The following is a 20,205-nucleotide window of genomic DNA, read 5'->3' on the forward strand; positions in this document are numbered from 1 at the left end:
TCATCTTTTTCCGTTCAAGGCCGCCAGCACAGAACGGCCCAGGGCTCGCCCGACGGGGGGCGGGGTGGCCTGACCGACCTGACGGTATCGGGAGGTCTTGAGCCCCGTGATCTCCCAGGTCTCGGGGAAGCCCTGCAACACCGCTGCCTGTTCCACCGTGAGCTTCACCATGCCGTCCCGGCCCAGCTCCGGATTCCAGTCGAAATCGGAGTCGGGTATCACGTCGCCGACGGTATGGGCGTTCACTCCCATCGTCGCCCACGTGTTCTTGGCTCCGGACGGCCCCAGATCGGCGCCGCCCCGATTCCGTGAGCCCCCGACGAGGGTCGGAGCGGGACGGTCCGCTTGGGCGGCCCAGCGGGCAGCGTCCTTCCAGCCGTGGGAGGCCATGGAGGCCTCCAATGCCGCGCCGACCGTCATGGGCTCCTCGACGGTGGGCATCGGCTGCCGGAACGCCTCGGCCCGCTGCCGTTCCACGGCCACCAGCACGCCCTGTCGACGGTTCTGCGGCACCCCGAAGTCGACGGCGTTCAGGACGAACCAGCTGAACTCGTACCCCAGATGGGCCAGTTCGGCATGTGCGAAATCACGGAACGGCTGGTACTCGTCCGATTCGGCGAGACCGGGAACGTTCTCGATGAGCACCGCCCGAGGCCTGATCGCGTGGACGAGGTAGACCGCGGCCTTCAACAACCGCTCCTCCGCCTGCGAGTCCGCCCGTCCGACGGTCGCGCTCGACCTCACTCGCGGTAGGCCGGCCGACAGAAGATCCACGTCATGGCTCACGGGGTGTTCGGCCGGATCGAAATCCAGAAGGTCCGTGTGGAGCACGTTCCACTGAGGCCGGTTGGTCCGCAGAGTGGTGACGGCTGCTTCGTCGTCGTCGAGGAGGAGGCGCGGTTCGAATCCCGCCTGCTCCAGTCCGAGCGCGAGCCCGCCTGCCCCCGAGCACACGTCCACTAAGGTCAAACCACTCATCTTGTTCTCCCCCTCGTTCGCTCTGTACGCCGCTGCTCCACAGTGGCCGACACCCGTGCGGCCACCGAGTCAGGGTCTTCGTGCTCCCAGAAACGCAGCACTGTCCACCCCTGCGCGACGAGGTGCGCGGTTGTCTCCAGGTCGCGAGCCATGTTCCGGTCCAACTTATTGCGCCACCACTCCGCATTGGCCTTCGGTTGAGTCGCATGCACCGGGCATCCGTGCCAGAAACACCCGTCGATCAGGACGGCCACCCTGGTCCCGGTGAAGGCCACGTCGATGCGACGCCGCGCCATGCCGGGCACCGGGTACTCCACCCGGTAGCGCAGTCCCGCGGCGTGCAGCAGGCGACGTACGGCCAGTTCGGCCGCCGTGTCCTTGCTGGGCTGTCGGGACATGCGTGCGGAGACGCCGGGCGAGGAAGGTCTCACGTCGTCCAATGTCGGATTGCCTCAGGAGCGTAGGTCGGCGCAGTCGATGACCACCGCATCCTGCCGGCTGGAGTCGATGGCGCGGAACCGGACCAACGGACGCTGTGGTCCTACGGAGGACCTGGGGGCGACGAAGGTGAAAGCCATCACCAGATCACGCGGGTCCACCGACCCGTCGGACAGGGTCCGGGGCTCGGCCTCCACGACGGGATACAGCACCAGCGCACCTCGACGCGGACGGACGTGCTGCTCGACGGCCGCGTTGCCGGTCAGCTCGGGGACCCCTGCCAAACGCATCGACGGCGCCACGTGCTTGGGGTCGCGGATGGCACCGAACACATTGCTCCGGCGCCGCGTGCGTTGGGCGAGGGAGAAAGGCTCGTGCCCCAGGACACGGGCCTGGTTCCCGCGGGCCGACGTCTGCATCGGCGTGACCACGACCCAGTCGTCGATCGTGACCGGATCCTGTCCGGCGCCCAGCAGGAACTCCAGGTGGGGTGAGAACTGTTCCGGGATCGACCAGCGGAGGTCGCACAGCACCGTGACCAGGTCCCGGTGGGACACCGTGCCCAACCGGGCGTCGAACCCGGGGCCGCCTTCCACGGCGAGCGACACCACGGCGGGCGAGAGGGCGCCGAGGACGGGTTCCCAGCACTCCACGTTGTGGCGGAGGGAGTCGGGATCCTCGGGATAAGCCGTGGGTTCCTGCCACACACCCGCCGAACGTACCTCCACCAGCTCCGCGTTGAACATCTTGTTCCGGGCCGACGGCTTCAACCAGGGCAGATGCTGGGCCACGAGGGGAGGGATCTGCGCCGGGGTGACCTGCGGGCGGCCGTTCACCAGAGGGGCGTAGCGGGCGAGTTCGGCACGGAAGACCTCCTCGTCACGGCAGATCGCCTCGAAGGCCTCGTAGAGGTCGACCCTCTTCGAGGACCGACTCCGGCCGAGCTGCTCCTCGCGGCCGATGTACAGCCGTACGAGATCCCGGTAACCCGGGCGGAAGCCGAACCAGCGGCCCATCTGCATCAGGGTGTCGGCCTGCTGGGTGGTGCGGCGGTAGTAGGAGATCGTCAGGCCCTCGACGGTGAAGCCGCGGGACAGCTTCGTACCGCCGACGAGGATTTTCCAGACGTTCGGGGTGCGGTCGAAGTCCAGGTCGGACTGGGAGTAGTCGTGCTCGCTCTCGCCGTTGACGACGATGACGGGAGCGCCGCCCCGATTGATGAGCCGGCGGGACTCGTGCACATACGGCTTGAGGTCCGCGTACGTCGTCGGAGTGGGCAACGAGTCGTCCACGTTGATCCGGACGTCCTTCTCGAAGAGGTCCGCCAAGCGCGCGTGGCCCTCGGGACCGGTGTACGCGGAGTTCTGCCACAGCGTGGTGATGCGTTGCGCTAGCGCAGTGTGCTCGGCCATCCGCACGGACTCGTGGACGAGCATCGTGTGATGGCGGAACGGCTCGTCGTCAACACCGTGTTGGGCGCGGTAGAGCTTCAAGGCACCGGTGAGGACGAAGGCGTCCAGCGCCTCCTGAAGCCGGTCGCCTGTGGAGTCGTGGATGCCGCGGACGTGCTTCTCCTCGGCGCTGCCCGCCTCGTCCTCGGTGCCATCCAGATCGTGGAAGTCCTGCACACCCATGTAACCGACCGGCCGGGGAAGGGAGATGAGGAAGTCGCGGGGGAAGAGATCTTTCTCGTCGCCGGGATCGATGAAGACGTTGGCGAACGGGGTTGCGGTGTAGCCCACGTACTGGGCGCGGGGCAGGAGTTGAAGGAGCTTGCTGATCTGACCGTTGATCGCGGTGCGGGTGACCGTTCCGGTCTTCTCCCACTTCCTCGGGTCGGTGGTGTTCACCGAGGCCTGGTCCGACTCGTCGTCGATGATCAGGGCAGGGATCTCACCGAGGGCCGGGCCGAACTTCCTCAGATCCCGGACCAGTTTCTCCAGAACCGACTTGTTCTTCTTCACGACCATGACGCGAGCCGGGGTGGCACGCAGGTTCACCGGGTTGTACAGCGGCAGAGCGGGGTCGGCCTTCTTGAACTCCAGGGCGCTGATGCCGCGTTCGAGCGACATGTAGTCGCGGTCGCGCGAGGTGAGGCGTTCGATGTCGAAGTAGCCGAGCACGGAGGGACGCGCACCGAAGGAGACGAACTTCCCGGGCCAGTCCTCGTCGTCCTGGTAGTCGACGCCGACCAGGGCGTCCGGGTCGTTCGGGTCGGCGGCGCCCAGGATGTTCTCCCTGCCGATCAGTTCCATGTCAAGACGTCGCTGGGTTTGTGCTCGCAGCAGGTTGAGGGTGCCGCTCAGGACGATCACCAGCCGATAGCCCGCGTCGACAGCTTTGGCCGTGACCCCGGTGAAGTTGGCGGTCTTGCCCGACTGGACATAGCCGACCACGAGCCCGCGGGCACCGCAGGGGGTGTCGCGGGTGGGGTCGGCGAGTCGCTCGACGACGGCGTGAGCGGCCTCCTCCAGGCTGGAGACCGCCGCGTCGCTCCAACGCTTGCGGCGCAACAGCCGTTCGTACGAGGTCCAGTAGAAGGAGCGGTTCGCCTCCTGCTCATGGGTGTACCAGGGCTGGAACTCGCGGCTGATGGTGACGGGGCCCGGCTCCGTGTGGACGTGGACGACGGTGTCGAACGCCTTGCGCAGACCGGGGTCGAAGGCGAGCTTCTCGTACACCTCCGCGCGCCGCTCCGGAGTGCGGGGCGCGGTCTCCGACCAGGCCGGGGACGTCTCGAAGTCCCAAGCGGTGAGCCTACGGCGCCAGAGGGTGAGCAGTTCGTCGCCGGGGTCCGCTTCCAGGACGCGGTCCTGGAAGCGGAGCATGTCCGTGTCCCCGGGTTCGTCGCCGTCGGAGAGAGCGAAGACCAACTTGGCGAAATGTCTGGGGCCGCGCCGGGCCATCGCGTCGAGCGCCTCTCCGTGGAGGTCGACGAGGAGGTCGGGAGCGGCTGGCGAGTTCTCGGTCACGGCGGTCGGCAGACTCTCTGTGATGGCGGGCGGGAACAGCGGGGCGGTGACTACCCCTCGTCGCGGGCGAGTTCGGCGCGCACCGCCGAGACGAGGATGCTGTTCCACAGGGCGATCCGGTCGGTCTGGTTGGCCCAGAGCCGTTCCTTCTGGAAGATCTCGTTGAGCATCAGATAGAGCAGGCCTTTGAGGACCGGGGCGTCGTTGGAGCCGCCGTGGCGACCACCGTTGAACACCTGCCGGTAGTCCCTGTTGAGGACGACCCGACGCTCCTTGTGCTCGATCGTGAACAGCAGATCCGAAGAGTCGACACCGTACGGAACCCTGAGCCGGTCCCAGACGAAGGTGATCGGCTCCTCGCCCTCCAGTTGCGGCAACTCGTCCCGCAGGGTCCTCTTCAACTTCGGATCGATGCCCTTGCCCGGCGGGACGACCGCCTTGCGTCTGACCTCGGTGCGACGCCGGGCGGCCTCCCGGTAGGTGGTCTCGGCCTCCTGGACATAGGCGGCGAAGGCGTGACCGGTCGACGGGTCCGTCGCCTTCTCCAGCCCCCTAGCGAAGGCCGGGGTGACGTGGACCCCGTCCTTCTTGACGGTCAGGGCGAACACGTCGTTCGGCTCGGGCGGCAGGTCGACGACGACCCGGGCGAGGGCGAGATGGCTCTCAGCGCTCCGGGTGTCGTTCCATCCGCCGGCCTGGACAAGCCTGTCGTTGCGATAGAGGTAGAACCCCTGACGTTCGCTGAGCGGCCCGATGCCCCGGTACGCGACGAGCGGCGACTTGGGCGGCCAGATGTGCGCGGTGAGGCTGATGTCGCCGACACCCGCGACGGGAGCGGCATAGGTACGGGGGTAGCCCGCCCGTCCTGGCACGCGGTACCCGAACGGGTCGATGGGTTCCACACCCCGGTGGTCCAGTTCCTCCCGGGTGTGCACGTCCTCGACGACGATGTCGATATTGAAGCCCTCGCGGGTGAGGAACCGATGCAGGTAGAGACCCAGATGGGTCTCCAACCGCTCGATCGCGGCCTCCAGATACCGATCGGTCTGGCCGTCCGCGATGGTGTCGAACGTGCGGACGTGGTCCCAGCGGACGATGGTGCCGTGCCAGCCGATGACGCCGTCGTACCGGTCGATCAGATCCTGGCAGTACGTCGCGTCGACGATGTCGCAGGTGAAGTCGGCCTGCGCGCGGGTGGTGAGCCAGCGGCGGCCCGCGGACGGGCTCCGCTTGGTCCGGCTGATCACGGTGAGCGCTTCGGCGTGCGAGAGGGAAGCGGCCTTCAGACCGGCACCGAAGCGTCCGAGCGAGCCGGGCGCGTATCCCTTGCGCCCGCCGACAGTCATCGCCGTGTCCAGGCCCGCCTCGTCCATGCCGTCCCCGTTGTCGATGACGAGCAGACCGACGAGCCGATCACGACCGTCCCGCTCGCCTGTGTCCCGGAGGAGACTCACGACGATGTCACTGGCGTGCGCGTCGATGGAGTTGTCGATCAGGTCTGTGATGGCCGCCTCGAAGCCGTACCCCTGGTGCGCGAGCGACTCGAACGACCTTGCCGCCGGTGGCAGTTGCTTGTTTCCGCTTGTGGGTACGTCGAACTGCCAGTCGGCGGAGGGCTGGTACGGCTGCATACAAGAGTTCCTTGAGCAGGGACATGCCCGAGATGTCTGCGGGCATCCGAATGGGGCCGGTCTCCTGTGACGTTAGCGCGTACGGGGTATGAAGGAGAGAGGGATCGAGGGGAAAGGGATCGCCCGTTCAGGGGGTGTCGCGGGAACGCCGAGAGGGCTTCGGGCGGATTCCGCGGACGGGCGGGTCCCGTCGAGGTCAGACGGCCTGCGCCCCGTGGCACCCCTCGTAGCTGGTCCCCGACCCACACCAACAAGAAGCCCCCCGCTGCGGAGGCCAAGCCACAGCCCGCCCCCTCGCCGCCAGCGTCGTCGCATACTGCGGCAGCAGGTCAACGTCCCCCGGCGAGGCCCCCTCCGAAGCCGCGAACGCCTCATAGGACGGCACCGTCCCCGTCACGATCCCGAGGTTCGGGGTGCCCGAAGCCGCCAGTTCGCGCAGCGACCCCTCTATCGTCGCGAGGTGCTCCTCATGCGACGGATACTCCACGGCCAGCGAGGCATACGCCCCCACCAGTTCCGCCAACTCGCCCTCCGGCCAGTGCAGTACGGCCACCGGGAACGGGCGGGACAACGCCTCCCGGAACGCCCCCAGCTCCGCCCGGAGCCGTGAGATCTCGGCCTCCAACTCCGCCGGGTTGTCCGACCCCAACGACCACACCCGCTTCGGGTCGTGCAGCTCGTCAAGGGAGACGGACGACGAATGCAAGGAATCCGCCAGCGTGTCCCACTCGTCGTGCGACACGCCCAGCATCCGCCGTACCCGGTGTCGGCCGAACAGCAACGGGTGGGTGGAGTACGGCGGTTCGGGGACGTCCGTCAACAACAGAGCCACCCCCTCCGTGAATGTCTCCTGTGCCGCCTCCAGCTCGTCGTGGGACTCCAGGGACTCCGCGACGATCACCCAGGGCGCGGCATCGCGCGGGGACGCGGCCCGCACGCCGTCGATGATCGCCCGGGCCTCGGCCTCGTGGCCGTACTCCCAGAGGTTCGAGGCCTTGAGGGCCCGTACCAGGTGAGGGGTTTCGAGGGTGTCCGGGGACGACAGCAGGCGGTCGTAGAGCGCGGTGGCGGCGGGGCGGTCGCCGGCCAGTTCGAGGTGGGCCGCGGCCTGGAGGAGCAGGGCCTCGGCGTCCTCGGGGTAGCGGGCGGCCGTCCGCTCCAGGCGGGCCGCTTCGGCGGGGTGGTCGACGTTCTCGGCGGGCGTGTCGGGGCGCATGAACGACACGGTACTGCCGATGCCGACACAGATGGAGGCAAGGGGAGAGATATCCGCAGGTCGGCCAGTGAGAGAGACGGGGGACAGGTGTGGGGCGGGCGTGGGGAGGCCGGGCCCCCGGGAACGCCGGGTGGCTCCCGGGCCTCCAGCAGGTTTACGACCGCCGCGCCGCCGCGTCCTCTGCCGACACTGGCGCGGATGCCAACGTCGATGCCAACGCCGTGGCCCCTGTCGCCCCTGCCGCTCCGGCCGCCCTCACCGTCCACGCCGCCCAGCCCATGACCCCCACCCCCACCCCCACAATTTCGGCCCCTACGAACAACGGCCCCGTATACCCCCACCCCGCGCTGATCACGACGCCTCCCAGCCATGCCCCCACCGCGTTCCCCACATTCGACGCGGAGACGTTCGCGCTGGCCGCCAGCGGTACGCCGCCCGCCGCGTCCGTCACCCTCGTGATCATCCCGGGGACCGTCGCGAAGCCGAACACGCCCAGCAGGAAGACCAGGATCACGGACGCCGGGCGGCTGCTCGCCAGCAGGCCGAAGGCCGTCAGGGTCGCCGTCAGCCCGACCAGCGACGCGATCAGCGTCACGTCACGGTTGTGGTCCGCGCTCCGGCCGCCCGCGATATTGCCTACGACCAGGCCCGTGCCGTAGACGACCAACAGCCAGGCGACGTCCGTCGTCGAGAAGCCCGTGACCTCGGTGAAGGTGTACGCGAGGTAGCTGAACGCGCCGAACATGCCGCCGTAGCCGAGGGCCGTGGCTGTGAGGGTCAGCCATACCTGGAGCGAGTGGAAGGAGCGGAGCTGGGTCCGTAGACCCGCTGCCCCATTCACTCGGCCCGCCCAGCCGGGTACCAGTACCGCGATCGCCGCCAGCGCCACCGCTCCCGTCCCCGTGATCGCCCAGAACGTGGCCCGCCAGCCCCACCTTTCGCCGACGAGGGCGCCGAACGGGACGCCGAGCACGTTCGCCACCGTCAGGCCGGCGAACATCATTGCGACGGCCCGCGAGGCCCGTTCCGGTGGGACCAGGCGGCGGGCGACGAGTGAGCCGATGCCGAAGAACGTGCCGTGGCAGAGGGCGGCCACCACGCGGCCGAGGAGCATGGTGGGGTAGTTGGGGGCGATCGCGCAGAGCAGGTTGCCCGCGACGAACAGGGCCACCAGGCCGAGCAGGACCGGTTTGCGCGGCAGTCCCGCCGTCGCCGCCGTCACCCCTATCGCGCCCACCGCGACCGTCAGGGCGTAGCCGGAGATCAGCCAGCCCGCGGCGGCCGTCGACACGTTGAGGCTGCGGCTGACCTGCGGCAGCAGCCCGGCGATCACGAACTCGGTGAGACCGATTCCGAAACCGCCGAGCGCCAGCGCCGGCAGGCCCAACCGCCCACCACCGCCTCCCAGTTGAGCGGTCAGATCACCACCCCGTCGATCTGCAACGTCTGCACCGCCCCGGCCGCGAACGTCGCGCTCACCGTCTTGCCGCTCAGATACGTGTCCGAGTGGGAGGTGTACAAGTCGCCTCCGCCGCCCGTCACCGTGTTCCAACGCGGGACCAGGCCGCTCGTACCGCCCGCCACCGTCGTGAACTTGGAGAGGTCGAAGGTCAAAGTCGTCGACGACGAGCCTGTGTTCGCCGCGACGATCACCAGGCGCTTCGCCGAGGCGTCGTAGCCCGCCGCCGCGTAGCTCACGCCCGTGTCCAGGATCGTCATGCCGGGGCGGATGTGGCGGCTGAACTGGGCCATCACGTAGTACTTCGTCTGCACCGCGCCGGCAGTGAGCGTGCTCTGGTCGTACGCGATCATCGCCCAGCCGGACGACGGGTCCATGACCTGCCAGTACGTCCACGCCGTGGGGTGCAGCCAGCGGAAGTCGTAGAGCAGGTTGCTCGCCATCGTCAGGCCGGTGGCGTCGCTGTCGCCCGTCTCGGAGTTCCAGAGCGCCTTGCCGGACGTGGTCACCACGTCCGTGTACAGGAGGTCTCTACGGCCGCCCGAGCCCTGGTAGCCGTGGACGTTGACGCGGTTGACGTAGCCCTTCGTCGTGGAGGAGAAGGCGCTCCAGGTCGTGCGCGCGAGGTCGTAGCTCGTCTCGTCGGACGCCGAGATCTTCGTGCTTGTGAGGCCTCGGGCGTCCAACTCGCTTCTGACATACGGCAATACGGCCGCCTGGACCGTCGAGTCCATGTGGCAGCCCTCCTGCGTGCCGGTCGCCGTCCACCAGCTCGACGAGGGCTCGTTGAAGGCCTCGACCGTCGCGAAGTTCACGCCCCAGTTGTTCTTGGCGTAGAGGGCGACGGACGCCAGGTGGGAGGCGTGCTGGCGGTAGTTCCAGGACTGGAGGTTGTTGCCGCCGCCCGAGGCGCCGGACGGGTTGTGGTTCAGACACATCCACCACATGGGGGAGTTGGCGAAGAGCTCGGTGGTCGCGCCGCGTGCCGTCGCCTTCACCAGCATCGCGCGCTGGGTCGCGTCCGCCGTCCACTTCCACGCCGAGGACGTGGGGTCCTCGTTGTTCCAGTCCTGCCAGTAGCCCTCGATCTGCTTGAACGCGGGGATGTTGGCGGAGGCGACCATCGACTCGCCACTCACCGAGTTCCAGCTGCACGCGCCGAGGTTGTAGCGGGCGATGTTGAGGCCGAGGCCGGGGAGCGAAGTGCCGTTGTACGTCGTCGACTTGGTGGTGAAGAAGATGTCGGCGAAGTCGTCGCGGGCGCCGAAGACGTTCGCCCACCAGGCGAGCGAGGTGCCCCAACCCTCCCAAGTGCCGTACGTCGTCGACGGGTTGACCGCGATCGTCGCGTCGGCCCGTGCGGTACCGGTCGCCAGGGTGGTGCCGAGGAGGCCACCGCCCGCCGCGGCCAGCAGGGTTCTGCGTCGGATCATCTCTTCTCCCGATTCGCTCAACCGCCGGTCGTCCCACCGGCGTCGGCCATCCCCCCGGCTCGTGCCACCAGGAAGCATCGGGTGTGGTGCCTGGGGTTGTCGAGGGTTGTGACACCCCTTTCTCGGCCCCTTTCTAAAACCCGTGTACGAAGGATCGAACGGGACCCTTCCCGGTAACTGGAGGCGTGTGTCTGGTGAGTTCGCGAACTCGCCCCTATCGTGCCGCCCATGCGGGTCCCCGTCATACAGCAGCACCGCCGTCGACACCGTGCGCTGCGCCGACGCGTTCTGTGGACGGGCGGCGAGTTCCTCGTCACCGCCGGGGTCGTCCTGCTGCTTCTCGTCGTCCAGCAGTTGTGGTGGACCAACCGGGAGGCCCGCCAGGGCGCCGAGCATCAGGTGCAGGCACTGGAACGGCAGTGGGCGACGCAGACGCCGACACCGGGGGCCGTGAGCAGCGGTAGTCCATCAGTCAACACGGGTACTGCGGACGGCAGTTCATCCCGCCGGAGCAGCACGGCCACGAGCACAGCCACCCCCCACCCCTCCCAGGCCTACGCCATCCTCATCATCCCCCGCCTCCACCTCCGCGTCCCGATCGCGGAGGGCGTCAGCAAGCGGAACGTGCTGAACAAGGGGTACGTCGGCCACTACCCCGGCACCCAACAGCCGGGCCAGGCAGGGAACTTCGCGCTCGCCGGGCACCGCAACACCCACGGCGAACCCTTCCGGTATCTCCCGCGACTGCGGCTCAAGGACACCGTCCAGGTCGAGACGAGCACGGCCGTCTACACCTACACGGTCGACAAGATCCTGCCGCAGACCTCCGCCGCCGACTCCGGCGTCATCCGGCCGATCCCGCGCTCGACCGTCAAACCGTCCTACGGCTACAGCCGGCCCGGGTACTACATCACCCTCACCACCTGCACCCCGGAGTTCACCTCCCGGTACCGGATGGCGGTGTGGGGCACGCTCACGTCCACGCGACCGCGCGCGTGACACCGGGGGGCCGTGACACTGGGGGTCCGTGAACCCGATCCCCGTCAGTCGGCAAGTACTGGGTGAACGCCGTCCCTTTCCTCCGACGACACGGACCGCCCATGACCGATCCCGATTCACTGTGCCGTTCCTCTCCGAGAAGTGACCCAACAGGTGACCTCGGACAGGCGGACGCCGTCCTCGTCGCCGCCTCGCTCGACGAACCCGAGCGTTTCGCCGTGCTGTTCGACCGGCACGCGCCCACCATCCACCAGTACGTCGCCCGGCGCCTCGGCCGGGACGCGGCCGACGACGTCACCGCCGAGACCTTTCTGACGGCCTTCCGGATCAGGGCCCGTTACGACAGCGCGCGGGCCGGTGTCCGCCCCTGGCTGCACGGCATCGCGGCGAAGCTGATCAGCCGGCACCGCCGTGAGGAGGTCAGGGCGCTGAAGCTGCTGGCCCGCACCGGGCACGACCCGGTGGCCGAGACCTGGACCGACTCCGCCGACGACCGGGTCACCGCGCAGGCCGCCGCCCGCCCGCTGGCCAAGGCGCTGGCCGCGCTCTCGGAGGGGGACCGGCACGCGCTGCTCCTGTTCGCCTGGGCCGACTTCACCTACCAGGAGATCGCCGAGGCCCTCGACATCCCGGTCGGTACCGTCCGCTCCCGGCTCAACCGGGCCCGCCGGAAACTCCGGGCGACGACATCCCCGTACAACCCGTTCGACGGGCGCGGCGAAACCGGACCCGAGCTCGAACCCGAAGCCGAACCCGAGACCGGCCAACTCCTCGCACCGCAGGTCCCGCATGCACCGCACGTCCCGGAAGGTGATCCCACATGAACGAGCCCGCCGACGCACGTGACCTGAGCGACCTCAGCCACCTGAGTGCCCTGCGCGCGGACGTCCCGCTGCCCGACAGCGACCGTCTCGCGCCCCAACGGGCCCTGCTCACCGAGGCGTTCCGGCAGGAGGCGGCCCGCGCCGACCGGCCCGCCCCGGTCGCGCTGCCCCGCCGCAGGTTCGTCCTGATGACCGCCGCGGCGGCCACGGGGGTCGTCGTCACGGGCGGGATCGTGGCGGCCCTCTCCGACGACGACAGTCCGGGCACCGCCCGCGCCACCACCACTGCCCCCGCCGGCCGCCGGCTGCTCTCCGCGCAGGCCTCCGCCGACACCCTCGAACTGGCCGCCGCCACCGTGGAGAAGCTCGGCGCGACCGAGCCCGGCCCCAAGCAGTGGGTCTACGAGAAGACCACGTCCTTCGACCAGGGGACGCCCCGGAGCGCGGAGCAGTGGACCCGCTGGGACGGCACCGGTTCCGCCCAACTGCCGGGCGTCCCGGGCCCGAACGCCACGTCGAGCTTCGACCCGGACAAACTCTCGGTCTGGTACGGCCCCAACCAGGAGGAGAAGTGGAAGCGGGAGGGCTACGACGACAGGTCCCAGCGCCAGTTCTACCGTTTCCTGGCTACGCTCCCGAGCGATCCCGACCGCATGATGGCCGCCATCCGCAAGGAGCACGCCATCGGTGACATCAAGGGCGAGACCCGGGCGCAGCGGGACTGGCGGGAGATCGACGTCCTCTACCGTTCCGTGCTGATCCCGCCGAACGCTCAGGCGGGCCTGTTCCGGGCGCTCGCGAAGATCCCGGGTGCCCGGGTGGAGAAGGGCGTCAAGGACCCCATCGGCCGGGCTGCCATCGGGGTGACCGTCACGTACGCCGAGCCGACGCCCTCGGGCTGGCTGGGCAAGCAGGAGCTGTTCTTCGACCCGAGGACGTACGCGTACCTGGCGGAGGCCAGGCACACCGCGCCGTTCAGGATCTCCGGGCGGGCCAAGGGTGCCAAGGGGCCGTACGCGACGGCCTCGCCCGCGCTGGACGCGGACGTGATGATCACGGCCCGGGCCGCCTGGGGTGTCGTGGACAGGCCGGGTGAGCGGCCCTGATGGGCCACGCGCCCCGGGAGAGGGCTCACACCCGCTCCCGCAGGACCACCATGCTCACCGCCGCCAGCACCGCGAGTCCCGCCGACACCACCATCGCGATGTCCGCGCCGCGCGCGAGTCCGCCGCCCGCCGACGTGGCGATCGCGATCGTCAGCGCGACCCCGGCGCAGGAGCCGATGTAGCGGAAGGTCTGCTGCGCGCCGGAGCCCATCGCGGCCCGGGCGGCCGGAACCGACTCCACCGACAGGAGAGGCAGCGCGGCGTTCAGCAGGCCGCTGCCCACCCCGGCGATCACCAGTCCCGGCAGCAGCCGGGTCCAGGAACCGGAGTCCAGCGCGCCGAGCATGGTCAGGACGCCGACCGCGTGGAGCAGGAATCCCAGGGCGAGTTGGTGGCGGGAGGAGACGCGGCCGGCGAGGCGGCGGGCCTGGAGGGCGACCGTGAAGGACAGGCCCGACCAGAGGAGGAACAGCCAGGCCGTGTCGATCGCGGACAGTCCCAGCGTCTGCTGGAGCAGCGCGGGCAGGAAGCTGAACAGGCCGATCACCGCGAAGCCCGTGAAGAGGCCGCCCGCCGACGACGCCAGGAAGAGGCGGTGGCGCAGCAGGCTCAGGTCGATCATCGGGGTCGTACCCCGGCGTTCGACGAGGGCGAAGACGCCGACGAGCAGTACGGCCGCCAGCAACAGCAGACCCACCGGGGCGCGCAGCCAGCCGTCGCGGCCGAGGGTGAGTGCGGCCACCAGGGCGACCAGGGCCAGGCCGAAGGTGACCGCTCCGGCCAGGTCGGGGCGGCCGCCTCGGGGCGCGCGGGACTCGGAGAGGGTACGGACGCCGAGCGCGGCCACGATCAGGGCGGCGGCGCCGAGGACGGCGTAGGCGAGGCGCCAGTCGGGCATCGCGCCGGTCACCAGGGGGCCGACCGCTATGCCGCCGCTGACGAACGCGCCCCAGACGCCGGTCGCGTGCAGCCGTCCGCGCGGGGTCGGGAAGGCGTGCACGATCAGGCCCAGGCTGCTCGCGAGGAGCGCCGCGCTGGAGGCGCCCTGCGCGATGCGGGTCAGGGTGAACAGCAGGGTCGAGGAGGTGAGCGCGGAGAGCGCGGTGGTGATGCCGAGCGCGAAGGTGCCGGCGAGGAAGATCCGGCGGCGGCCGTAGTCGTCGGCGAGGCTGCCGGCGACCAGGAGCAGCGCGGCGAGGCCCAGCGGGGTGCCGTTCAGCAGCCAGGCCTGGGCGGAGAGCGGGGTGTGCAGGGCCGCGGCGATGTCGGGGAGCGTGACCATCGGCGCGGTGTACGTCATCAGCGCTACGGCGGTGGCCGCGCTGGTCAGGGCGAGGGTTGCGCGGGGGCGGGGCGCGTCGGCCTCGGTGACCTCGGGCTTTTCGGAAACCGGAGCGGAGACCCGGGAGAGGGTTCGTTCACTGAACCTAGTCATGTGGAGTACCGTAGCACTGTCGGTTCGTTCATTGAACCTTGAGTCGGAAAATGGCTAAGGTGGTCGGCATGGCACTGGGCAAGGACTACGCGACGCAGGAGTGCTCGATCGCCCGGGCACTGGAGGTGGTCGGCGAGCGCTGGACGCTGCTCGTCATCCGCGACGCCCTCTACGGCGTACGGCGCTACAACGACTTCCTCGTCCACCTCGGCATCCCGCGCGCGGTCCTCGCCGCCCGCCTCCAGGCGCTCACCGCCGAGGGCATCCTCGAAAAGCGCCGCTACCAGGAGTCGCCGCCGCGCGACGAGTACGTCCCCACGGACCGCGCGCTCGCCCTGTGGCCGACGCTGCGCTCGCTCGGCCGCTGGGGCCGCGAGCAGTTCGACGAACCCCAGCTGCGCTACTTCCGGCACGCCGGCTGCGGCACCGAACTCGGCCTGTACGGCGAGTGCCCGCGCTGCGCGGTCGTCGTCCCCGTCCCCGACGTCCTCGTGGACCCGGGCCCCGGCCTCGACCCGAACCCGGCGGACCCGATCAGCCGCGCCCTCCTCAAACCGCGGCGCCTGCTCCAGCCGTTCGAGTCCGATCAGGTATAACGGACGGTAAGAGAACGGCAGTTGAGGGGGAGGGAGCAGCCGATGGTCCGCGATCGCGCCGCCGTGCTGCTCCTCGTGCTGCTGCTCCCGCTGGTGCTGGCCGACACCGGGAGCCTCCCGGCCGCCGTCGCGCTCGCCGCGACCGGCACCGCCCTCGCCGTCTGCGCCCTCCTCACCGCGCGCAGCGCGCCCGCCGTACCGCCCACCCGGGTCCGTACGGCCATCCGCGACCGGGCCCGCCGTACGGCGTTCCTGCCCCAGCGCGACCCCGACGCCTCGGGCCGCCCCCGCCCCCGAGCACCCGGCACCGCCCTCCGGACGACCACCGCGTAACGCGTTCCCGCGCGGGTCGTCACTTCGCCATGCCCCACTCCGGCACGACGAGACCCACGGAGGGCTCACCCATGTCCGTACTCACCCATGCCGTCGGCCAACTCGCCGACCTGCTCCACCCGTTGTTCGGCCCGTCCGCGGTCGCCGCCGCGATCGTCCTGTTCACCGCGCTCGTACGACTCCTCGTCCATCCCCTCTCCCGGGCCGCGGCGCGCGGACAGCGGGCGCGGGCCCAACTCCAGCCGCAGGTAGCCGAGTTGCGGAAGCGGTACGCGAAGCAGCCGGAGAAACTGCGGGCAGCCGTAATGGAGTTGCACGCCGACGCCAAGGTGTCGCCGCTGTCCGGGCTGCTGCCGAGCCTGCTGCAACTCCCGGCGTTCTTCCTGCTGTACCGGCTGTTCTCCGGCGGTGGCGACGAACTGCTCACCCACCAGCTGTTCGCCGCGCCGCTCGGCGGGCGGTGGGCCGACGCGCTCGCCGGGGGCGGGGTGTTCGGGCCGGCCGGGCTCGTGTACGTCGGCCTGTTCCTCGTCGTGGCCGTGGTCGCCGGCTTCAACTACGTCCGTGCCCGGCGGACGGTCGTCGACGCCGGCGCCGTCGGCAAGGTGCTGCCGTTCACGTCCTTCCTCACCCTCGTCACCGTGGCCGTGGTGCCGCTCGCCGTCGCCCTGTACGTGGTGACCAGCGCGGCCTGGAGCGCGGTCGAACGGGCTCTGCTCTACAGCTGAGCCGTGCGGTGCCGGTCCAGTCCGTGAACCGGGTATTGCGGACTGGACTGCGACCTTGGAGGATCGACCAGTCATCCGATGGCTGCACCCATCGGTCGACGGCGCCCGCGCGATCGATGGAGATGGTGAAGATGAAGCTGCTGCGAGTCGGTACGGCAGGGGCGGAGCGGCCCGCGCTGCTCGACGCCGAGGGGATCCTGCGGGACCTGTCGGGCATCGTCCCGGACATCGACGGACCGCTGCTCGCCGACAGCGCCGCGCTCGGCCGCATCCGTGCGGCGGCCGACGCGGGGTCGCTGCCCGCGCTGGACGCCGACGGGCTGCGCATCGGGCCGCCGCTCGCGCGGATCGGCAAGGTCGTGTGCATCGGGCTGAACTACCACGACCACGCCCGCGAGACCGGCGCCGAGCCGCCCGCCGAGCCGGTGATCTTCTTCAAGGCGGCGGACACGGTCGTCGGGCCCTACGACACCGTGCTCGTCCCGCGCAAGTCGGTGAAGACCGACTGGGAGGTCGAACTCGCCGTCGTCATCGGGCGTACGGCCCGCTACCTGGACTCCCACGAGGAGGCGCTCGCGCATGTCGCGGGGTACGCGGTCGCGCACGACGTGTCCGAGCGGGAGTTCCAGATCGAGCGGGGCGGGACCTGGGACAAGGGGAAGAACTGCGAGACGTTCAACCCGCTGGGGCCGTGGCTGGTGACGTCCGACGAGGTGCCCGACCCGCAGGCGCTCTCGCTGAAGCTGTGGGTCAACGGTGAGCTGAAGCAGGACGGCACGACCGCCGAGCAGATCTTCCCGGTCGCCGAAGTGGTGCGCTACGTGAGCCAGTTCATGACCCTGTACCCCGGTGACGTCATCAACACCGGTACGCCGGCGGGGGTCGCGCTCGGGCAGCCCGAGCCGAAGCCGTTCCTGCGGGCCGGTGACGTCGTGGAGCTGGAGATCGCCGGACTCGGGCGGCAGCGGCAGGAGTTGAAGGACGCCTGACGAACAACGGGGAACCATTGTGAGGTGAATCACCGGAACGACCGTCGCCTGTAGGACAGTTCCGGGTATGACGTACACCCCGACGGCCGCCGGTCCGGCGCGCGACACGGCACCGGACCCGCGGTCCGCCCCTGCGGCGAGGCCACCGCTGCGGCCCGACATCCAGGGGCTGCGCGGCCTCGCCGTCACGCTCGTCGTGCTGGCCCACTCCGGAGTGCGGCACGTCGCCGGCGGCTATGTCGGGGTCGACGTCTTCTTCGTGATCTCCGGATTCCTCATCACCTCGGGCCTGTTGCGCGAGACGGAGCGCACCGGGTCGCTCTCCCTGCGGCGCTTCTACGCCCGCCGTGCCGTGCGCATCCTCCCGCTCGCGACCCTGGTGTCGCTGGCCACCGTCGTGGGCTGCCGGCTCTTCGCCTCGAAGATCCGCTACGCCGAGTTCATGCACGACGCGGCGGCGGGCGCGCTGTACTTCGTGAACATCGACCTCGCGCGGTCGGGCACCGACTACCTCCAGGAGGGCAGCTCGCCCTCGCCCTTCCAGCACCTGTGGTCGCTGTCCGTGGAGGAGCAGTTCTATCTCCTGTGGCCCGTACTCCTGCTGGTCAGCTGGAAGTTGGTACGACGTCCGGGGCTGCGGGTGTTGCCGCTCGGCGTGTTGTGCGTGGTGTCGTACGTCCTGGGTGTCCGGACGATCGAAGTCTCGCCGTCCTGGGCGTACTTCGGTCCGCAGGCGCGGCTGTGGGAACTGGGAGTGGGCGCCCTGCTGGCCTTCGGCGCCGGGTCACTCGACCGACTTCCACGCCAACTGGCCGCCTCCGGTGCCTGGTTGGGGCTGGCCGGCATAGTCGCGGCGGCGACGCTGTACGACGCCGACACCCCGTTCCCCGGCCATTTCGCGCTGCTGCCCGTGCTCGGCGCCGCCCTGGTGATGGCGGGCGGCTGCCGCGCCGACGCCCCGTCCGCCGCCTCCCGGCTGGTCGGGGTGCGCCCCCTGGCCCGGCTGGGCGACCTCTCCTACGGCTGGTACCTCTGGCACTGGCCGCTGCTGGTGATCGGCCCCATGGCCCTGGAACGGGCGGCCGGGCCCCGGACGAACCTCGCGCTGTGCGCGGTGGCCCTGGCGCTGGCATGGGTGAGCCTGCGGTTGGTGGAGAACCCGGTCCGGTTCAGCGGCGCACTGCGTCAACGGCCCACGGTGGCCGTGGGGTTGGGCCTCGGTCTCTCCGCGACGGTGGTGTCCGTCGCCGTCGTCGCGACCTCCTTCCCGCCGTCGATCGGCTCGGCCGTCCGCATGCCCGGGCTGGCCGAGACCCTGACGAAGGCACCCGACCCCCAGGCCCGGCTCGCCGACCTCCTCGTTGGCGCCGAGACCGCGCTGCCGGGCAATCTGTCCCCGGAACTGACGGCCATCAAGGCCAAGCGCTCCGCCGTCTACCGCGACAGCTGCCACCTCAACTACGTCGTCACCCGCTCACCCGCCTGCGTCTACGGTGACCCTTCGTCCACCAAGGTCGTCGTCCTCTACGGCGACTCCCACGCCGCCCAGTGGTTCCCGGCGCTGGAGCAGCTGAGCCGCCAATACGGCTGGAAACTCGTGTCGTTGACGAAGTCGTCCTGCAAGACGGCCGACATCACGACCGTCAACAACCACGGCCCGTACACCTCGTGCGACACCTGGCGGAAGGACGCGCTGGACCGGATCGCCGACCTGCACCCGATGCTGGTCGTGGCCTCCTCCTCCGAGGTGGCCGCGCCGTTCAACCCGATGCGGGACCCGTCGGCCGAGTGGACGGCGGGCTACGCACGCGTGTACGACCGGCTGACCCGCGCCGCAGACCATGTGGCCGTCCTGCTCGACACCCCCTGGCCGCAGGGCGACCCCGTCGAATGCGCGTCGGCCCATCCCCTGCGGCTGGAGAAGTGCGAGCAGGACCAGCGCGACGCGACCAAGAACACCACCCTCCGCGAGGCCAACCGCCAGGGCGCGCTCCGTGCCGGCGCCACGGTGATCGACCCCAAGCCCTGGCTCTGCCCCACGGCGGGCCGCTGCCCCGTGGCGGTGGGCGACACCTTCGTCTACCGCGACGAGAGCCACATGGCGGAGACTTACGCGGAGGCGCTGACTCCGGTGCTGCGACAGGAGTTGGGGAAGCAGGGGGTCGTCGGAGGGTGACCCCCGGTTCAGGCCAGCAGAGAAGCGAGGGTGCGCCACGCCTCGCGCGGCAGGGACTCGCGTGAGGCGCCGTCCACCACCTGTAGTGCCACGTGGTCCGCGCCCGCCGCGAGGAACTCGTCGATCCGGGACCGGATCCGGGTCTCCTCGCCCCACGCGAACACCGCGTCGACCAGGCGGTCGCTGCCGCCGTCCGTGATGTCGTCGTCGGCGAAGCCGTTGCGCAGGAAGTTGCCGGTGTAGTTCGGGAGCGCGAGGTAGGGGGCGAGGGCCTCGCGGGCCAGGGTGCGGGCGCGGGTGGGGTCCGTTTCCAGGACGACCTTCAACTCCGGTGCCAGCAGCGGGGTTTCGCCCAGGATCTCGCGGGAGCGTGCCGTGTGCTCCGGTGTGACCAGATAGGGGATCGAGCCCGCCGCGTGGTCCCGGGCCAGCTCGATCGTCCTCGGGCCGAGCGCGGCGAGGAGACGGCGGTCGGCGGGTACGCCTGCCGTGTCCAGGGCGTCCAGATAGGTGACCATGGCCGAGTACGGGCGGCGGTACTCGGCCGTGTTCTTGGCGTGGGCCACCCCGAGGCCGAGCAGGAATCGGCCCGGGTGGGCCCGCTCCAGTTCGGCGAAGCTCGCCGTGCTCTCGGCCGCCGGGTACTGCCAGATGCTCTGGATGCTGGTCCCGAAGACGATCCGTGACGTTGCCCCGACGAGCGGGGCGGCGTTGCGGGCGGAACTGCTGCCGCCCAACCAGACCGCGCCGTAGCCGAGTTGCTCCAGCTCGGCCGTGGCCTCGGCCAACTCGCCCTGCCGGGACGGATCTTCGGAGCGCAGAGCCACGCTCCAGATGCCGTACCGGCCGACCTTCTCCTTCAGGGCACTGCTCATCGGTCTCGTTCCCTCCG

General features: G+C 70.1%; 17 protein-coding genes and 1 tRNA gene. 9 read left to right on the forward strand and 9 right to left on the reverse strand.

Annotated features, from left to right (window positions below):
• Positions 1-744, reverse strand: coding sequence for a DNA cytosine methyltransferase (locus ACQHII_RS30185; RefSeq protein ID WP_427922225.1), 744 nt, complete (start codon positions 742-744; stop codon positions 1-3).
• Between the two features lie 110 nt (positions 745-854).
• Between ACQHII_RS30185 and ACQHII_RS30190 the strand changes: the two genes are divergently transcribed.
• Positions 855-920: transfer RNA gene (locus ACQHII_RS30190), tRNA-Ser, on the forward strand.
• 54 nt (positions 921-974) lie between these two features.
• On the opposite strand, the gene ACQHII_RS30195 is transcribed toward ACQHII_RS30190, so the two are convergent.
• From ACQHII_RS30195 to ACQHII_RS30220, 6 genes are all read right to left on the reverse strand, one after another.
• Positions 975-1,376: a very short patch repair endonuclease gene (locus ACQHII_RS30195; protein ID WP_427925436.1), complete on the reverse strand. Its 402-nt coding sequence runs from the start codon at positions 1,374-1,376 to the stop codon at positions 975-977.
• Between the two features lie 54 nt (positions 1,377-1,430).
• Positions 1,431-4,322 carry a Z1 domain-containing protein gene (locus ACQHII_RS30200; protein WP_427925437.1) on the reverse strand — a complete coding sequence of 964 codons (2,892 nt, stop codon included), beginning with the start codon at positions 4,320-4,322 and terminating at the stop codon, positions 1,431-1,433.
• A gap of 116 nt (positions 4,323-4,438) precedes the next feature.
• Positions 4,439-6,019 carry an ATP-binding protein gene (locus ACQHII_RS30205; RefSeq protein WP_427922226.1) on the reverse strand — a complete coding sequence of 527 codons (1,581 nt, stop codon included), beginning with the start codon at positions 6,017-6,019 and terminating at the stop codon, positions 4,439-4,441.
• Positions 6,020-6,215: 196 nt separating this feature from the next.
• Positions 6,216-7,235 (reverse strand): hypothetical protein, encoded by a 1,020-nt coding sequence (locus tag ACQHII_RS30210; protein WP_427922227.1) that lies wholly within the window; start codon positions 7,233-7,235, stop codon positions 6,216-6,218.
• 154 nt (positions 7,236-7,389) lie between these two features.
• Positions 7,390-8,622: an MFS transporter gene (locus ACQHII_RS30215; protein ID WP_427922228.1), complete on the reverse strand. Its 1,233-nt coding sequence runs from the start codon at positions 8,620-8,622 to the stop codon at positions 7,390-7,392.
• A gap of 29 nt (positions 8,623-8,651) precedes the next feature.
• Positions 8,652-10,127, reverse strand: coding sequence for a beta-1,6-galactanase (locus ACQHII_RS30220; RefSeq protein ID WP_427922229.1), 1,476 nt, complete (start codon positions 10,125-10,127; stop codon positions 8,652-8,654).
• A gap of 228 nt (positions 10,128-10,355) precedes the next feature.
• On the opposite strand from ACQHII_RS30220, the gene ACQHII_RS30225 reads away from it, so the two are divergent.
• The 3 genes from ACQHII_RS30225 (at position 10,356) to ACQHII_RS30235 (ending at position 13,056) form a co-directional block, all read left to right on the forward strand.
• Positions 10,356-11,126, forward strand: a complete 771-nt coding sequence (locus ACQHII_RS30225; protein ID WP_427922230.1) for a class E sortase — start codon at positions 10,356-10,358, stop codon at positions 11,124-11,126.
• Positions 11,127-11,227: 101 nt separating this feature from the next.
• Positions 11,228-11,950, forward strand: a complete 723-nt coding sequence (locus ACQHII_RS30230; RefSeq protein WP_427922231.1) for an RNA polymerase sigma factor — start codon at positions 11,228-11,230, stop codon at positions 11,948-11,950.
• Entirely contained in the window at positions 11,947-13,056 is a 1,110-nt protein-coding gene (locus ACQHII_RS30235) for a CU044_5270 family protein (protein ID WP_427922232.1), read from the forward strand. Before ACQHII_RS30230 ends, ACQHII_RS30235 begins: the two co-directional genes overlap by 4 nt.
• A 25-nt stretch (positions 13,057-13,081) precedes the next feature.
• Here ACQHII_RS30235 and ACQHII_RS30240 read toward each other — a convergent pair whose 3' ends face one another.
• The gene (locus ACQHII_RS30240; protein ID WP_427922233.1) at positions 13,082-14,491 is read right to left on the reverse strand and encodes an MFS transporter; all 1,410 of its coding nucleotides are present in this window, start codon (positions 14,489-14,491) and stop codon (positions 13,082-13,084) included.
• 68 nt (positions 14,492-14,559) lie between these two features.
• Between ACQHII_RS30240 and ACQHII_RS30245 the strand changes: the two genes are divergently transcribed.
• The 5 genes from ACQHII_RS30245 to ACQHII_RS30265 all read left to right on the forward strand — a co-directional run bounded on the left by ACQHII_RS30245 (position 14,560) and on the right by ACQHII_RS30265 (position 19,313).
• On the forward strand, positions 14,560-15,087 hold the full coding sequence (locus tag ACQHII_RS30245) for a winged helix-turn-helix transcriptional regulator (protein WP_427922234.1): 528 nt from the start codon (positions 14,560-14,562) through the stop codon (positions 15,085-15,087).
• A gap of 42 nt (positions 15,088-15,129) precedes the next feature.
• Positions 15,130-15,420 (forward strand): DUF6412 domain-containing protein, encoded by a 291-nt coding sequence (locus ACQHII_RS30250; protein WP_427922235.1) that lies wholly within the window; start codon positions 15,130-15,132, stop codon positions 15,418-15,420.
• Positions 15,421-15,491: 71 nt separating this feature from the next.
• Positions 15,492-16,148: a membrane protein insertase YidC gene (gene yidC / locus ACQHII_RS30255; protein WP_427922236.1), complete on the forward strand. Its 657-nt coding sequence runs from the start codon at positions 15,492-15,494 to the stop codon at positions 16,146-16,148.
• A 131-nt stretch (positions 16,149-16,279) separates the two neighbouring features.
• Positions 16,280-17,137: a fumarylacetoacetate hydrolase family protein gene (locus ACQHII_RS30260; RefSeq protein ID WP_427922237.1), complete on the forward strand. Its 858-nt coding sequence runs from the start codon at positions 16,280-16,282 to the stop codon at positions 17,135-17,137.
• 67 nt (positions 17,138-17,204) lie between these two features.
• Complete coding sequence (locus ACQHII_RS30265) at positions 17,205-19,313, forward strand: acyltransferase family protein (protein WP_427922238.1); 2,109 nt, start codon at positions 17,205-17,207, stop codon at positions 19,311-19,313.
• An 8-nt stretch (positions 19,314-19,321) separates the two neighbouring features.
• Here ACQHII_RS30265 and ACQHII_RS30270 read toward each other — a convergent pair whose 3' ends face one another.
• Positions 19,322-20,188, reverse strand: a complete 867-nt coding sequence (locus tag ACQHII_RS30270) for an LLM class F420-dependent oxidoreductase (RefSeq protein ID WP_427922239.1) — start codon at positions 20,186-20,188, stop codon at positions 19,322-19,324.
• Positions 20,189-20,205: the final 17 nt, after the last annotated feature.

The organism is Streptomyces sp. cg40, from assembly GCF_050320165.1.
GTDB classification, from domain to species: domain Bacteria; phylum Actinomycetota; class Actinomycetes; order Streptomycetales; family Streptomycetaceae; genus Streptomyces; species Streptomyces hokutonensis.

Excerpts from the sequence above, each read along its gene's own strand:
- ACQHII_RS30270 (WP_427922239.1), bottom strand. The coding sequence starts at position 20,188 with ATGAGCAGTGCCCTGAAGGAGAAGGTCGGCCGGTACGGCATCTGGAGC.
- ACQHII_RS30220 (WP_427922229.1), bottom strand. The coding sequence starts at position 10,127 with ATGATCCGACGCAGAACCCTGCTGGCCGCGGCGGGCGGTGGCCTCCTC.
- ACQHII_RS30205 (WP_427922226.1), bottom strand. The coding sequence starts at position 6,019 with ATGCAGCCGTACCAGCCCTCCGCCGACTGGCAGTTCGACGTACCCACA.
- ACQHII_RS30250 (WP_427922235.1), top strand. The coding sequence starts at position 15,130 with ATGGTCCGCGATCGCGCCGCCGTGCTGCTCCTCGTGCTGCTGCTCCCG.
- ACQHII_RS30210 (WP_427922227.1), bottom strand. The coding sequence starts at position 7,235 with ATGCGCCCCGACACGCCCGCCGAGAACGTCGACCACCCCGCCGAAGCG.
- yidC (WP_427922236.1), top strand. The coding sequence starts at position 15,492 with ATGTCCGTACTCACCCATGCCGTCGGCCAACTCGCCGACCTGCTCCAC.
- ACQHII_RS30225 (WP_427922230.1), top strand. The coding sequence starts at position 10,356 with ATGCGGGTCCCCGTCATACAGCAGCACCGCCGTCGACACCGTGCGCTG.
- ACQHII_RS30230 (WP_427922231.1), top strand. The coding sequence starts at position 11,228 with ATGACCGATCCCGATTCACTGTGCCGTTCCTCTCCGAGAAGTGACCCA.
- ACQHII_RS30200 (WP_427925437.1), bottom strand. The coding sequence starts at position 4,322 with ATGGCCCGGCGCGGCCCCAGACATTTCGCCAAGTTGGTCTTCGCTCTC.
- ACQHII_RS30195 (WP_427925436.1), bottom strand. The coding sequence starts at position 1,376 with ATGTCCCGACAGCCCAGCAAGGACACGGCGGCCGAACTGGCCGTACGT.
- ACQHII_RS30240 (WP_427922233.1), bottom strand. The coding sequence starts at position 14,491 with ATGACTAGGTTCAGTGAACGAACCCTCTCCCGGGTCTCCGCTCCGGTT.
- ACQHII_RS30265 (WP_427922238.1), top strand. The coding sequence starts at position 17,205 with ATGACGTACACCCCGACGGCCGCCGGTCCGGCGCGCGACACGGCACCG.
- ACQHII_RS30235 (WP_427922232.1), top strand. The coding sequence starts at position 11,947 with ATGAACGAGCCCGCCGACGCACGTGACCTGAGCGACCTCAGCCACCTG.
- ACQHII_RS30260 (WP_427922237.1), top strand. The coding sequence starts at position 16,280 with ATGAAGCTGCTGCGAGTCGGTACGGCAGGGGCGGAGCGGCCCGCGCTG.
- ACQHII_RS30245 (WP_427922234.1), top strand. The coding sequence starts at position 14,560 with ATGGCACTGGGCAAGGACTACGCGACGCAGGAGTGCTCGATCGCCCGG.